The sequence below is a fragment of the Micromonospora fiedleri genome (assembly GCF_016774385.1).
GTDB classification, from domain to species: domain Bacteria; phylum Actinomycetota; class Actinomycetes; order Mycobacteriales; family Micromonosporaceae; genus Micromonospora; species Micromonospora gifhornensis.
In genome coordinates this window covers 19,554-33,660 of the sequence record NZ_JAETXL010000007.1, presented here as the reverse complement: position 1 = coordinate 33,660, position 14,107 = coordinate 19,554, and the positions used below count along the sequence as shown (strand labels likewise).

The following is a 14,107-nucleotide window of genomic DNA, read 5'->3' as shown; positions in this document are numbered from 1 at the left end:
CTACGAGGCAGTACGCGTGGAGCAGCCCCGACCGTACGAGGTGGCCGGCTTCGCTTCCGGTCAACGGCCGGAAGAGGTGCCCGGGTTCGCTTCCGGTCAGCGGCCGGAAGCGGGCGCGCAGCAGTCTCCGCCCGATCGACCTGAACAGGGCCCCGCCTGGGCCGAGCAGAGCCAGCCCAGCTGGGCCGAGCAGAGCCAGCCAGGTTGGGCCGAGCAGGGTGGGTCGGACCGGCCGGATACTGCGGTGGCGCCGACCAGCACCCCACCGGCACTGGGACGGCCGACGTGGGCTTCCCGTCCGGCTGACGACCGCTCGGCAGCGGGTCCGAGCGTCGAGCCGGAGGAACGTCCCGCATGGGCGCGTCCGGTCAGCGCTGCGCCGGCCGACGAGGGTCTGCCCTGGGGTTCCCGGGTCGCCCCACCGCCGACGGATGAGCGGCTGCCCTGGGCCCTCGGCCCGGCCAGCGCCCCGCCGGCCAGTGCGTCGACCTCCTGGGAGGGCGCACCCGAGCCCCACTCGGCCGCCTCCGCCCCGGAACCCAGACCCGCCGGGGAACCCAGACCCGCCCCAGAACCGTGGCCCGCTGCGGAGTCCTGGCCCGCCGCAGAACCATGGCCGCCCGCCCCCGAGCCCTGGCCGGCGGCCGACGCCCGGCCACCCGCTGATTTCCGGCCGCCCGTCGATGCCACGTCGGCCGCCGATGCAAGGCCGTCCGTCGATGCCACGCCGTCCGCTGACGTCACATCGGCCGCCGATGTCAGGTCGGCAACCGATGGCAGGCGGCTCGTCAATGTCAGATCGTCCGCCGATGCCAGGCGGCTCGCCGACGTCGGGCCGTCCGCCGAGCTCAGACAGGCTGCGGAGGCCAGGCCAACTGGAGAGTCCAGGCCAGCTGCGGAGGCCAGGCAGGCTGGAGAGCCCAGACCGGCTGGAGAGACCAGGCCGGTCGATGCCAGGCACGCCTCTGATCCCGATGCTGGCTCGGATGCCCAGCGGGCGAGCGACCTGTCCGCCCATCGACCGTTCCGGCTCGGTCCGGTGTCCAGTGAGCGGACGCCGAATCGTTCGGCACCCGTCGACCCGACGACGGCAGCGGGCGCGGCCGATTCGCTGGCCAGTGCCGGCGCGGGCGGGATCGGACGCCACGAGCAGACGCGTGCTGCGAGCGGTGTGCCGAACGCGGCGCCCTACGCGGCACGTCGGTCCGCGCCTGAACCCGTACCGCCGGCGGAACCAGGCAACGGCCGGTCGCCGGACCGCACGTCGGCGGTGTTGCCGCAGCGCGTCCCCGCCGAGCCGGATGTGCCCGTCGTGCCGGAGCCGCCTGCTGTGGAGCCACCTGCCGAAACGCCGGAACTCGCCCGGATCGCCACCCACCTGCGCCGCGACGACGAGCCGGCACCGCTGCGTGAGCGGCCCGAGGGGTTCGACGTCGACGCGATCATCGATGCTGTCCGGGGTGTCGAGGGCGTACGCGATGCGTTGTTGCGCCGTACCCCGGCGGGTGCCCACAGCCTGCGCCTCGACCTCGCCGACGGTGCCGACCCGGCCGAGGTGAGTCGGCAGGTCGCCCGTCTGCTCCAGGAGCGGATGGGGCTGGCCGCCGCGCCGCAGGGCATGCCGGGGGTGCCGGCCGCACCGGTGCGGCGTCGTTCCGCCGACAACCGGGGTGGTGACGGCGAGGGCCGGTCGACCGGCGAGCCTCGGCGTCCGACCAACCGGCCGGCGGGTGCCCGTGCGGAGACCGTGGCGGCCCGGACCGAACCGGCGACGGAGCAGTTCCGGCGTCGCCGTCCGGCACCCGCACCGCCACGTGGCCGGGCCACCGTGGAGGAGACCGGCCCGACGGGAAGCCCGGCGACGCTCGGCTCGTCGTACTCCGGCGGGCAACTGACCACCACCGAGTCCGCGCCGTCACGGCCGTTGGACACCGGCGGTCGACCCGGGCCCCGGGTCGTGCTGGACCACGTGCAGGTGAGCACCTTCGGGCTCGACGCCACCGTCGAGGTCCGGCTGATCGCCGGAGAGCAGAGCGCCGCCGGGTACGCCACCGGTCCTGCCGTGGACGGTTACGTGCTGCGGCTCTGCGCGGTCGCCGCCGCGGCGTCGATCGACGAGTTGCTGCGGGGTGCCGGTGGTACCGCCGAGCGGGGACGGTGCTTCGTCGAGCACGCCGCCGTGGTGCCGTTCGGCAACTGTGAGGTGGCCACCGTCGTGGTGCTGCTGGTCTGTGACGGGTGGGTCGAGCAGCTCGCCGGCTCGGCGCTGGTCGCCGGTGACCCCCGGCAGGCGGTGGTACGCGCCACACTGGCTGCGGTCAATCGTCGGCTGGAGGCCCTGCTGGCCTGAGCGGTACGCGGGCAGACTGGAACGGTGAAACCCGCCATCCTCTCGCCCGACCGGCTGCTGCCCGCCCACTCGGTTCCGCCGCCCTGGCCCGGCCGGCAGGTACGGCTCGACGGCACCGTCACCTACGTGCGCGACACCCCGGCCACCCGGCCGGACGCGGAACCGGCGTTGTACGTGCACGGGCTGGGTGGCTCCTCGCAGAACTGGACCGACCTGGCCGGCCTGCTCGCCGACCGGCTCGACGGCCAGGCGATCGACCTGCCCGGCTTCGGGCGCAGCGAGCCGGGCCGGCGCTACACCGTGCCGGTCTTCGCGCAGCGGGTGATCCGCTGGATCGAGCACTCCGACCGAGGGCCGGTGCACCTGTTCGGCAACTCGCTGGGCGGGGCCATCTCGGTCCGGGTCGCCGCGCTGCGACCGGATCTGGTCCGTACGTTGACCCTGGTCTCGCCCGCCCTGCCGTTCCTCGACTTCCGCCAATCGTTGCAGGGCCGGATGCTCCCCGTGCTGGCCGTCCCCCGGGGCGAGCGGCTGGTCGCCTGGCGGCTGGGCCAGATGGCACCGGAGGTGATGGCGCGGCAGGTGATGGAGGCGTGCGTGGCCGACCTCAGCCGGATCAGTGATCAGCGTCGGCAGGAGGCGCTGGAGGAGATCCGGGTGCGCTATCAGGCGGAGCACCACGCAGCGGCCTACGTGCGTACGTTTCGTGGGTTGGTCTACAGCTTCCTGCGGTCGTACCTGCCGGGGTCGGACTCGTTGTGGCGGCTGGCCCGGTCGGTGCAGGCGCCGACCCTTGTCGTCGGTGGCCGCCGGGACCGGTTGGTCGACGTCCGGGTGGCGCCGCAGACCGCGCGGATGATCCCGGACAGTCGACTGTTGATGCTCGACGGTGTCGGCCACGTGGCACAGCTGGAGGTGCCGCGCCTGGTGGCGCGGGCCGTGGTCGGGCTGCTCACCGAGACGGGGGACGCGAGGAACCGGGCCGACCTGGCAGGATGACCGGGATGGTCATCCCTCGTAGCCACCGTCGGCAACCGGGCCGACACGCCCGTCGCGCGAGTTGGTCGGGGCAGGGTGCCAGCCATCGACCCAAGCTCGCTGCCCGGCTGTCCGTGCTGGTGGCGGTCAGCGCCGGGGTGATGCTGGTGGCCGGGGGCACGGGTTGGCTGCCGGGTGCGGCCGATGCCGACGAGGTGCAGGCGGTCCCGCCGCCGGTGGCGGCGGTCGTACCGCCCGCGGAGCCGCAGTCGTCCCCGTCGTCCGCGCCGCCGGTGGTCACACCGTCGCCCACGGCACCGGTGTTGCAGCAGCCCGGTCGGGTGCCGTCGGGCGGGCGGGGCCGCTTCGACCACGACGAGCGGACCGGTCCGGTGCTGGGCAGGGCCGGTGGGCTTCAGCGGTACCGGGTGGCGGTGGAGTCCGGGGCGGGCGTCGACCCGGCGGAGTTCGGGCGGGCGGTGCAGGTGGCGCTGACCGGGCCGGGCAGTTGGGTCGACAGTGGGCGGCTGCGGTTGCGCCAGGTGGAGACGTCGTCCCGGTACGACTTCACCGTGTACCTGGCCACGGCGGCGACGGCGGGCCGGATGTGCGCGGCCGGCGGGGTCGACATCCGGATCGGCGGACGGCCCTACACCTCCTGCCGGGCACCCGGAAAGGTGATCATCAACTTGGAACGGTGGCGGCGGTCCGTGCCGCACTTCGTCGAGGCGAAGGTGCCACTGTCGGTCTACCGGACGTACGTGATCAACCACGAGGTCGGGCACCAGTTGGGCAACCGGCACGAGCGCTGCCCGGGGCCGGGTAAGCCCGCGCCGGTGATGATGCAGCAGACCCTCTTCCTCAAGGGGTGCGTCGCGAATCCCTGGCCGTACCTCGACGGCCGGCGCTATGCCGGGCCGCCGCTGTGACCGGGCGGCGGAGCTGACAGCTGTCGATTATGCGGAGTTAGGCCCGATATGGGTGCGACGATGAGGTCATGCCCTCTTCACCCCTTGATGGGCGTCCGGCGGGCTCGCCTCGACCGTCGGACCACCGGCCTATTCGGCCTCGTGACCTCGCTTTGCCCCTCGGCCTGATGCTGCTCGCGGTCGCCGTCACGGTGGGGCTGGCGCAGGCCGGTGACCGGGCGGCGCGGGATTCGGAGGGCCGCGGTCGAGCCGTGCAGGGTGTGCTGGAGCAGGGTCCGCCGCCGAGCGCGTACCCGACCGCCGGTGCCGGGCAGTTCCTGGTGGCCGGCGAAGACTCACCGGTGTACGGGGTGGACGGGCCGGTCGCCCGCTACCGGGTGGCCGTCGAACAGGAGACCGGGCAGGATGCGGCCGGATTCGCGGCCGACGTCGACGCGGTGCTCTCCGACCCGCGTAGCTGGATCGGGTCGGGCGACCTGCGGGTGCAGCGGGTCGCCGAACTCGACCGTGCCGACTTCACCGTCTACCTGGCCACCCCGGTGACCTCGGAGGTGATGTGCGCCGAGGGCGGCCTGAGCACCGAGGGCTACACCTCGTGCCGGCTGCCCGGCAAGGTGATCATCAACCTGGCGCGCTGGCTGGAGGCGGTGCCGGACTACGGGGCGCCGCTGGAGGTCTACCGGGCCTACGTGATCAACCACGAGGTCGGGCACGAGTTCGGTCAGTGGCACGAGCAGTGCCCGGGCCCGGGTCACCCGGCGCCGGTCATGCAACAGCAGACGTACGGTCTGGTGGGGTGCCTGGCCAACGCCTGGCCCTACCTCGACGGCCAGCGGTACGCCGGCGACCTGGTCCCGTGACCCGCCCGACGGTTCGTTATTCCCGCTCCCGTATGCCGGGCGACGTGTCCCCGCTCATGGCCGACGGCCACGTCGGCGAGCAACAATGGCCCGGTTGCCCACCATCGATTCCGGGGAGTTCACCGTGTCGTTGCCCCCGCTCGTCGAACCCGCCGCCGAGCTGACCGTTGACGAGATCCGCCGCTACTCCCGTCACCTGATCATTCCCGACGTCGGGGTGACCGGCCAGAAGCGGTTGAAGAACGCCCGGGTGCTCTGTGTCGGCGCAGGTGGCCTCGGTTCCCCCGCCCTGATGTACCTTGCCGCCGCCGGGGTCGGCACCCTGGGCATCATCGACTTCGACACCGTCGACGAGTCGAACCTCCAGCGGCAGATCATCCACGGCGTCTCCGACATCGGCCGGTCCAAGGCCGAGTCCGCCGCGGCGAGCATCCGCGAGATCAACCCGCTGGTCAACGTGGAGATCCACAACACCGCGCTGGACCGGGACAACGTCCGCGAGATCTTCGCCCAGTACGACCTGATCGTCGACGGTACGGACAACTTCGCCACCCGGTACATGGTCAACGACGCGGCGGTGCTGCTCGGCAAGCCGTACGTCTGGGGGTCGATCTACCGGTTCGACGGCCAGGCCTCGGTGTTCTGGGCCGAGCACGGCCCCTGCTACCGCTGCCTCTACCCGGAGCCCCCGCCGCCCGGCATGGTGCCCTCCTGCGCCGAGGGTGGCGTGCTCGGTGTGCTCTGCGCCTCGATCGGCTCGATCCAGGTCAACGAGGCGATCAAGCTGCTCGCCGGTGTCGGTGAGCCGCTGGTCGGCCGGCTGATGGTCTACGACGCCCTGGAGATGAGCTACCGCAAGATCAAGGTGCGCAAGGACCCGAACTGCGTGCTCTGCGGCGAGAACGCGACCCTGACCGACCTGATGGAGGACTACGAGGACTTCTGCGGCGCGGTGTCGGTCGAGGCCCAGGAAGCGGCGGTCGACTCCACCATCACCGCCGCCGAGCTGAAGGAGTGGCAGGACGCCGGTAAGGACATCTTCCTGGTCGACGTACGGGAGCCGGCCGAGTACGAGATCGTCCGCATCCCCGGCGCCACGCTGATCCCCAAGGGCGAGATCCTCTCCGGGGAGGCGCTGGCCAAGCTGCCGCAGGACAAGCAGGTCGTGCTGCACTGCAAGTCCGGCGTCCGCTCCGCCGAGGCGCTGGCCGCGCTCAAGGCGGCCGGCTTCCGCGACGCCGTGCACGTGCAGGGCGGCGTGCTCTCCTGGATCAAGCAGATCGACCCCTCCCTCCCGGCTTACTGAGGGTGTAAGGAAGGGCCCCTTCTTAACGCCTCCGGTAGAGGAGGGGCCCCTTCTTAACATCAGCCGCAACGCCCTGCTCACACCTGCCGTCGGGCTGGTGTCGGCTGCCCGATTCACCGAGGCGAGATCAGGTACGCGCCGGTAGCCTGACCGCCGTGGTCGACATCGACGCCGCGATCGGATTCGTGGTGGCACACGGAGACGCGGTGGAGCGTGCCCGCCTCTCCTGGTTGCGCACGGGCGCGCCGCCATCCCCCGAGACGCTCGACAGCGCCGAGGTCGGGCAGACCCTCGGCGGCGGCTGGCCGGCCTCCTGGGGCGACGAGATCGCCTCGGTCGACGCCACCTGCTTCCGCCTCGCCGAACTGGACGACCTCGGCGCGCTGAGCCGTCCGGCCGCCCGCCGAGCCCTGGACTGGCTGGCCGCCGCCCAACGGCGGGACGGCTGCTGGGAGGAGGACGAGGCGCTCGCCGACGTCGCCCCCGAGTGGGCCCGACCAGGTGATCCCGAGGCACGGCTCTACCTCACCGCCAACGCGGCCTTCTGGCTCACCGTGGCCGGGCTGGACGCCCGCGCCGCCGGGCCGCTTGACCACCGGGTCGGCGGGGCGTACGCCGGCGTGGTGCACGCCGCCGGCCAGGCGCTCGCCGCACACCTCAACCCCGACGGCAGTTGGCCGTCGTTCCTGGCCACCGGCTGGCTCACCGCCGCGGTACTGCACCGCCAGCAACTGTTCTACGAGTCCGCGCGGATCAAGGCGGTGCTCGCCGAGCGCCTCCCGCAGTCCACACCCGCCGACGCCGCCTGGCTCGCCTCGACGCTACGCCGCGTCGGCGTCGACGAGCAGGAGTGGACCATGGTCGCCGCCCGCCGCCGGCTGACCGAGACGCAGCGCTCCGACGGCGGCTGGACCAGCGACGACGGCCACCAGTTCGACGTACACACCACCCTCGCCGTAATCCGCGCCTTCCGCTGACCCCACCCCCACCCTCGTCGTCCCCGCCCACCCTCGCGTGATCCCACCGCCCGCGCCACCGCCCGCGCCGCCCGCCGCGCCCGTCGATCTTGCACTTTGTGTCGCGACAAAAACCTCAAAAGGGGGGCGAACTGGCGACCAAAAGTGCAAGATCGCGAGGGGTTGGGCCCCGCGGGGCCTGGGCCGCGAGGGCGGGGGTGGGCCGTGAGGGCCCGGGGTGTGGGGTTAGCGGAGGTGGCCGGTGCCGGTTACTACGTACTTGGTGCTGGTTAGTTCGGGGAGGCCCATGGGGCCGCGGGCGTGCAGCTTCTGGGTGGAGATGCCGATCTCGGCGCCGAAGCCGAACTCGCCGCCGTCGGTGAACCGGGTCGAGGCGTTCACCATGACTGCGGCCGAGTCGACGCGGGCCACGAACTCCCGGGCGGCGGACTGCGAGTCGGTGACGATGGCTTCGGTGTGGCCGCTGCCGTACCGGCGGATGTGCGCGACCGCCGCGTCGAGGGAGTCGACGACGGTGACCGAGATGTCGGCGCTGAGGTATTCGGTGGCGAAGTCCTCGTCGGTGGCGGGGACCACCGCGTCGGAGAACCGGGCCACCTCGGCGGTGCCGTGCACGGTCACGCCGGCCTCGGCGAAGGCGGCCAGCATCGGCGGCAGGAAGTCGTCGGCGACGGCCGCGTGCACCAGCAGCGACTCGGCGGTGTTGCAGGTGGACAGTCGCTGCGTCTTGGCGTTCAGGGTGATCGACACGGCCATCGACAGGTCGGCGGCGGCGTCGACGTAGACGTGGCAGTTGCCCACCCCGGTCTCGATCACCGGCACGGTGGACTCCTCGACCACGGTCCGGATCAGCGACGCCCCGCCGCGCGGGATCAGCACGTCCACCAGGCCTCGGGCGCGCATCAGTTCCTTGACCGAGTCGCGGGTGCTGGAGTCGAGCAGTTGCACCGCGTCCGCCGGCAGACCGGCGCCGGTGATGGCGTCGCGCAGCACCGCCACCAGTGCCGCGTTGGAGTGGGCGGCCGACGACGAGCCGCGCAGCAGCGCCGCGTTACCGGACTTCAGGCAGATGCCGGCGGCGTCCACGGTGACGTTCGGTCGTCCCTCGTAGACGATGCCGACCACGCCGAACGGTACCCGGATCTGCCGCAGTTCCAGCCCGTTGGGCAGGGTCGAGCCGCGTACCACCTCACCCACCGGGTCGGGCAGCGCGGCCATCTGGCGCAGCGCGTCGGCGATGCCGGCCATCCGGCTCTCGTCGAGGGCGAGCCGGTCCAGCACGGCCGCGCTCAGTCCGGCTTCGCGTCCGGCCGCCAGGTCCGCGGCGTTCGCGGCCAGGATCTCCGGGGTACGCGTCACCAGCGCGTCGGCCATCGCGTTCAGCGCGGCGTCCTTGGCGGTACGCGTCGTCACGGCCAGCGTCTCGGCTGCGGTCCGTGCCCGACGTGCCTGCTCGCTCACGCTCATCCCATGCTCCTCACAGTGTTAGGAGGGGGCCCTTTCAATACACGAGGCGTTAATAAGGGGCCCTTCCTTACCAGCATCTACAGCAGTACGAGGTCGTCGCGGTGGACGACCTCCCGTTCGTACGCCGGGCCGAGCGCCGCGGCGAGGTCGGCGGTGGAGCGTCCGAGCAGGCCGGGCAGCTCGACCGCGTCGTAGTTGACAAGTCCTCGGGCGACCGGGGCGCCGGCGGTGTCGACCAGGTCGACGGGGTCCCCGGCGGTGAACGCCCCGTCGACGGCGGTGATCCCGGCCGGCAGCAGCGACTTGCGTCGGCCGACGACGGCGGCGACCGCACCCGGGTCGAGGTGCAGCCGGCCCCGGGGCGAGGTCGCGTGGGCGAGCCAGAACAGCCGGGCCGCCGGCCGTTTGGAGCTGGGGTGGAAGAAGGTGCCGACCGGCTCACCGGCCAGCGCCGCGACGGCCTGCGTGGCGGAGGTGAGCACCACCGGGATGCCGAATCCGGTGGCGATCCGGGCCGCCTCGACCTTTGTCACCATGCCGCCGGTGCCGACGCCGGAGCGGCCGGTGCCGCCGATGTCGACGCCGGCCAGGTCCGACTCGTCGCGTACCTCGGCGATGCGGCGTGCGCCGGGTCGCGACGGGTTGCCCGTCCAGAGGGCGTCGACGTCGGAGAGCAGCACCAGCAGGTCGGCGTCGACGAGCGCGGCTACCAGGGCGGCCAGCCGGTCGTTGTCGCCGAACCGGATCTCCTCGGTGGCGACCGTGTCGTTCTCGTTGACGATCGGTACGGCCCGCAGGTCGAGCAGCTTGCGCAGGGTGCGGTACGCGTTGCGGTAGTGCGCCCGTCGGGTCACGTCGTCGACGGTCAGCAGCACCTGCCCGACGGTGCGACCGTGCCGCGCGAACGCGGCGGCGTACCGGCCGATCAGCAGGCCCTGGCCGACGCTGGCGGCGGCCTGCTGGGTGGCCAGGTCGCGCGGACGCCGGGCCAACCCGAGCGGTGCGAGACCGGCGGCGATCGCGCCGGAGGAGACGAGCACCACCTCGCGGCCATCGGCGGTACGCGTGTCGAGCGCGTCGACAAGCGCGTCGAGACGCTCGTCGTCCAACCCGCCGGTGGCGGTGGTCAACGAGGAGGAACCGATCTTGACGACGACCCGTCGGGCCGTGGTGACTGCGTCGCGCACCCGCCTATTCTGCGCTGTCGTCGGTGAGCCACCCGTCGGCGTTCCCATACTCTGGCTGGTCGTGACACCAGACGAGTACGTCGAGGCGGTGCTGGAACTGGTCGACCGGATCCCGCCCGGTCGGGTGATGTCGTACGGGGCGGTGGCCGACGCGCTCGCCGAGCGCTCGGGTCGGGCGTCCGCCCGGCTGGTCGGCTCGATCATGGCGCGGCACGGTGCTGCCGTCGGATGGCACCGGGTGGTCAACGCCAGCGGTGCGATGCCGCCCCGGATCGCTGCCGAGGCGCGGGCGCGCTGGCTGGCCGAGGGTACGCCGCTGCGTAAGGACCGGGTGGACATGAAAGCCGCCGGTTGGCGGCCCGGTGAGGGGGTGTGACGAGAGCCATAACGTGAGTAACATTCGGCGCCATGACCGCACCGCCGAGTGGATCCGGCGCACCGGCCCTGCCCCGCAAGGTGCACGCCGGCTATGCGCTCGGCTCGCTGGCCACCGGGGCGTTCGGCACCGTGCCGGGGCTGTTGCTGCTGCCGTACCTGACCGACACGCTCGGCGTGGCCGCGGGCGTCGCGGCGCTGCTGGTGCTCCTGCCGAAGGCGTGGGACGTGCTGGTCAACCCGGTCGCCGGGCGGATCTCGGATCGGACCCGCTCCCGCTGGGGTGCCCGCCGGCCGTACCTGCTCGTCGGTGGGCTGGCGCTGGCCGTACTCTTCGGGTCGATCTTCGCGGCGCCGTTCGGTGCCGGGTCGGCGGCCGGGGCGTACGTCGCCGTCGCCTTCCTGGCCACGGCGACCGCGTTCGCCTTCTTCCAGGTGCCGTACGTGGCCATGCCGGCCGAGTTGACCAGCGACTACGCCGAACGTACCCGGATGATGACCTGGCGGATCGCGGTGCTGGCGCTGGCCATCCTGGTCTCCGGCGCGGTGGCCCCACTGGTCCGCGACGCGGCCGGCGGTGGTCTGCCCGGACACCGCTGGATGGGGCTCTTCGTCGCCGCGCTGATCGCGCTCGGTGCGGTCGGCGCGTTCCTGGGCACCCGGTCCGCGCCCCAGCAGGTGGTCACCGAGAGCGAGCCCAGCCTGCGCGCCCAACTCGCGGTGGCCGGCCGCAACCGACCGTTCCGGGCGCTGCTGCTCTGCTTCGTGGTGCAGTCCGCCGGGGTGGCGACGATCCTCGCCGGGGTGCAGTACTTCGCCGACCAGATCCTGCGCGACCCGAAGACCGGCCCGACCCTGCTGTTCCTCTGTTTCGTCGGGCCCGCGCTGGTGGTGATGCCGCTGTGGTCACGGGTGGGCGCCCGGTTGGGCAAGCTCGCCGGGCTGGTGATCGCGTCGCTGATCCTGGCGGGCGGTGGGCTGGCGCTGGTCGCCGCGCCGCTGCTGCCCGCCGCCGTGATCTACCTGCTGGTCGCGTCGATCGGTGTCGGGTACGCAGGGCAGCAGGTGTTCGCGCTGGCCATGCTCCCGGACTGCATCGCGTACGACACCGCCCGGACCGGTCGCCGTCAGGCCGGCGTCTTCACCGGCCTGTGGACCGCCGGGGAGACCTTCGGCCTGGCGCTGGGCCCCGGCATCTACGGCCTGGTCCTCGCCCTGACCGGCTACGTCTCCTCCACCACCGGCACCGCCACCGCCCAGTCCGACACCGCCCGCCTCGGCGTCCTCCTCGGCTTCACCATCCTCCCCGCCATCCTCATCGCCCTACCCACCCTCCTCCTCCGCCCCTACAACCTCACCGAAGACCTCCTCGCCACCCTCCCCACCCCCACCCCTTTGTCCGCCGATCATGGAGTTGTGGTCGGGACAAAAGCCGCCAACCACCACGAAGAGGGGACGACAAGTCCATGATCGACGAGAGTATGGGGGCGTTGCCCGCGCGCGGTGTGGCGGCGGAGCGGGTGTTGGGGGAGGTACGGGAGCTGCGAGGGCTGGATCGGCCTACGCATGGGGGGCGGTTGTTCGCCTATGTGTACGACCCGGGGGTGGCGGGGCTGGACGAGTTGGCTGCCGCCGCCTACGCCGAGAGTGCACATGTCAACGGGCTCGATCCGACTGCATTTCCGTCGCTGTTGGCGATGGAGAACGCGCTGGTGGGGGCGGCGGCTCGGGTGCTCGGTGGTGGGCCGGGCACGAGTGCGCCGGAGGTGGTCGGGAGCGTCACCAGTGGGGGCACCGAGTCACTGATCCTTGCCGTGAAGACGGCCCGGGACGCCCGGCCGGAGATCGACACGCCCCGGATCGTGGTGCCGGCGAGCGCACACGCGGCGTTCGCCAAGGCGGCGCACTACCTGCGGGTGGAGATCGATTCGGTGCCGATCGACCCGGAGACGCTTCGGCCGGCGGTCGCCGACGTGGCCGCCGCGATCAGGCCCGACACGGTCCTGGTGGTCTGCTCCGCCCCGTCGTACGCGCACGGCGTCGTCGACCCGGTCACGCAGATCGCCGAGGTGGCCGCCGCAGCCGGGGTGCGCTGCCACGTCGACGCCTGCTTCGGTGGCTGGACCCTGCCGTACCTGCGCCGACTCGGCGAGCCGGTGCCCGCGTTCGACTTCGCCGTACCCGGCGTCACCTCGATCTCGGTGGACCTGCACAAGTACGCGTACGCCCCGAAGGGCGTCTCGGTGCTGCTGCATCGCGATCCGGCGCTGCGGGCACCGCAGTACTTCGCGTACGCCGACTGGCCCGGATACACGATGATCAACCCGGTGATCTCCTCGACCCGCTCGGGTGGGCCGATCGCCGCCGCGTACGCCACCCTGCGGCACCTCGGCGACGACGGCTACCTGGAGCTGACCCGGCGAACCCGCGACGCCGTGCAGGTGCTGGCCGACGCCGTACGCGGGGTCGACGGGTTGCGGCTGATCACCGAGCCGGAGTCGACCGTCGTCTGCTTCACCGGCACCGACTCCGGGCCGGACCTGTTCGTCCTGGTCGACGAGCTGGCGGCCCGGGGCTGGCACACCCAACCCCAGCTCACGTACGCCGGACTGCCGCGCAGCGTGCACCTGACGGTGACCGCGGCGGTGGCCCCCCGCGCGGCGGAGTTCGCCGCCGACCTGGCCGAGGCGGTCGCCGCGGCCGCAGTCGCCGGGCCGGTCACCCTGCCACCGGAACTACTCGCGCTGGCCGGTGCGCTCTCCCCGGAGGCGCTCACCGGTGACCTGGTCGCGGGCCTGGCAGCCGGGCTGGGCCTCGGCGTGGTCGGCGGGCCGGACTCCGGCGCAGGCGGTGGGCTGCCGGAGCGGATGGCGCCGGTGAACACTCTGCTCGACGCCGCGCCACCGGCGCTGCGCGAGCGGCTGCTCGTCGAGTTCGTCAGCCTGCTGCAACGCCCGTCCTACTGACCGGCCGGTGTTAGGAAGGGGCCCCTGTACAACGCCAGGCGTTAACAGGGTGCCCTTCCTTACCGAAAGGGCTGTGGTTGACTGTCGGGGAAACGGAAGGGGGCGGTCGTGCAGCTACCGGCGGTGCTCGGCGAGCCGATCCGGTTCGTGCTCAACTGGGGCCGGCGCTACTCGCTCTGGGTCTTCAACTTCGGGCTGGCCTGCTGCGCCATCGAGTTCATCGCGACGAGCATGTCCCGGCACGACTTCATGCGTCTCGGCGTCATCCCGTTCGCCCACGGGCCCCGCCAGGCCGACCTGATGGTGGTCTCCGGCACCGTCACCGACAAGATGGCCCCGGCGATCAAGCGGCTCTACGACCAGATGCCCGAGCCCAAGTACGTCATCTCCTTCGGCGCCTGCTCCAACTGCGGCGGCCCCTACTGGGACTCGTACTCGGTGACCAAGGGTGTCGACCAGCTCATCCCGGTCGACGTCTACGTGCCGGGCTGCCCGCCCCGGCCCGAGGCGCTGCTGCACGGCATCCTCCGGCTCCAGGAGAAGATCGCCGCCGAGCAGTCCGGCATCGGCGGGGTGCCGCGCCCCGACCCGCTCGCCCCGCCCACCGACACCGCGCCCGGCGACCTTTCGCCCGGCGGCGGCGTGATGCCGCGCTCCACCGCCTCGCTGACCGCCCCGCCGGTCCGCCCGCCGAACGCCTGATCCGCCGTCG

The 14,107-nt window shown here is 72.6% G+C and carries 11 protein-coding genes and 1 pseudogene; 10 read left to right on the top strand and 2 right to left on the bottom strand.

What is annotated here, in order from left to right; genetic code table 11:
• Positions 1 to 955 precede the first annotated feature (955 nt).
• From JMF97_RS31410 to JMF97_RS19895, 6 genes and pseudogenes are all read left to right on the top strand, one after another.
• A pseudogene (locus JMF97_RS31410) lies at positions 956 to 2,350 on the top strand (hypothetical protein); the annotation flags it as partial.
• A gap of 24 nt (positions 2,351 to 2,374) precedes the next feature.
• Complete coding sequence (locus JMF97_RS19915; protein ID WP_203222933.1) at positions 2,375 to 3,349, top strand: alpha/beta fold hydrolase; 975 nt, start codon at positions 2,375 to 2,377, stop codon at positions 3,347 to 3,349.
• A gap of 5 nt (positions 3,350 to 3,354) precedes the next feature.
• Positions 3,355 to 4,257: a DUF3152 domain-containing protein gene (locus tag JMF97_RS19910; RefSeq protein WP_327038682.1), complete on the top strand. Its 903-nt coding sequence runs from the start codon at positions 3,355 to 3,357 to the stop codon at positions 4,255 to 4,257.
• A 167-nt stretch (positions 4,258 to 4,424) separates the two neighbouring features.
• Positions 4,425 to 5,117, top strand: a complete 693-nt coding sequence (locus tag JMF97_RS19905) for a DUF3152 domain-containing protein (RefSeq protein ID WP_238359738.1) — start codon at positions 4,425 to 4,427, stop codon at positions 5,115 to 5,117.
• An 85-nt stretch (positions 5,118 to 5,202) separates the two neighbouring features.
• On the top strand, positions 5,203 to 6,423 hold the full coding sequence (gene moeZ / locus JMF97_RS19900; protein WP_199180333.1) for an adenylyltransferase/sulfurtransferase MoeZ: 1,221 nt from the start codon (positions 5,203 to 5,205) through the stop codon (positions 6,421 to 6,423).
• Positions 6,424 to 6,578: 155 nt separating this feature from the next.
• Positions 6,579 to 7,400: a prenyltransferase/squalene oxidase repeat-containing protein gene (locus JMF97_RS19895; protein WP_203222930.1), complete on the top strand. Its 822-nt coding sequence runs from the start codon at positions 6,579 to 6,581 to the stop codon at positions 7,398 to 7,400.
• A gap of 225 nt (positions 7,401 to 7,625) precedes the next feature.
• On the opposite strand, the gene JMF97_RS19890 is transcribed toward JMF97_RS19895, so the two are convergent.
• Together JMF97_RS19890 and proB are read right to left on the bottom strand one after the other, a co-directional pair.
• Entirely contained in the window at positions 7,626 to 8,867 is a 1,242-nt protein-coding gene (locus tag JMF97_RS19890; protein WP_203222929.1) for a glutamate-5-semialdehyde dehydrogenase, read from the bottom strand.
• Between the two features lie 77 nt (positions 8,868 to 8,944).
• Positions 8,945 to 10,054, bottom strand: coding sequence for a glutamate 5-kinase (gene proB / locus JMF97_RS19885; protein ID WP_203222928.1), 1,110 nt, complete (start codon positions 10,052 to 10,054; stop codon positions 8,945 to 8,947).
• A 61-nt stretch (positions 10,055 to 10,115) separates the two neighbouring features.
• On the opposite strand from proB, the gene JMF97_RS19880 reads away from it, so the two are divergent.
• From JMF97_RS19880 to JMF97_RS19865, 4 genes are all read left to right on the top strand, one after another.
• The gene (locus JMF97_RS19880; protein WP_203222927.1) at positions 10,116 to 10,430 is read left to right on the top strand and encodes an MGMT family protein; all 315 of its coding nucleotides are present in this window, start codon (positions 10,116 to 10,118) and stop codon (positions 10,428 to 10,430) included.
• Positions 10,431 to 10,462: 32 nt separating this feature from the next.
• A complete protein-coding gene (locus tag JMF97_RS19875; protein ID WP_203222926.1) occupies positions 10,463 to 11,899 on the top strand; it encodes an MFS transporter in 1,437 nt (478 codons plus the stop codon).
• A complete protein-coding gene (locus tag JMF97_RS19870; protein WP_203222925.1) occupies positions 11,896 to 13,395 on the top strand; it encodes a pyridoxal phosphate-dependent decarboxylase family protein in 1,500 nt (499 codons plus the stop codon). Before JMF97_RS19875 ends, JMF97_RS19870 begins: the two co-directional genes overlap by 4 nt.
• Before the next feature lie 108 nt (positions 13,396 to 13,503).
• Positions 13,504 to 14,097 carry an NADH-quinone oxidoreductase subunit B gene (locus JMF97_RS19865; protein ID WP_013735995.1) on the top strand — a complete coding sequence of 198 codons (594 nt, stop codon included), beginning with the start codon at positions 13,504 to 13,506 and terminating at the stop codon, positions 14,095 to 14,097.
• The last annotated feature ends 10 nt before the right edge of the window (positions 14,098 to 14,107 follow it).

Excerpts from the sequence above, each read along its gene's own strand:
- JMF97_RS19910 (WP_327038682.1), top strand. The coding sequence starts at position 3,355 with ATGGTCATCCCTCGTAGCCACCGTCGGCAACCGGGCCGACACGCCCGT.
- JMF97_RS19905 (WP_238359738.1), top strand. The coding sequence starts at position 4,425 with ATGCTGCTCGCGGTCGCCGTCACGGTGGGGCTGGCGCAGGCCGGTGAC.
- moeZ (WP_199180333.1), top strand. The coding sequence starts at position 5,203 with ATGGCCCGGTTGCCCACCATCGATTCCGGGGAGTTCACCGTGTCGTTG.
- JMF97_RS19890 (WP_203222929.1), bottom strand. The coding sequence starts at position 8,867 with ATGAGCGTGAGCGAGCAGGCACGTCGGGCACGGACCGCAGCCGAGACG.
- JMF97_RS19875 (WP_203222926.1), top strand. The coding sequence starts at position 10,463 with ATGACCGCACCGCCGAGTGGATCCGGCGCACCGGCCCTGCCCCGCAAG.
- JMF97_RS19870 (WP_203222925.1), top strand. The coding sequence starts at position 11,896 with ATGATCGACGAGAGTATGGGGGCGTTGCCCGCGCGCGGTGTGGCGGCG.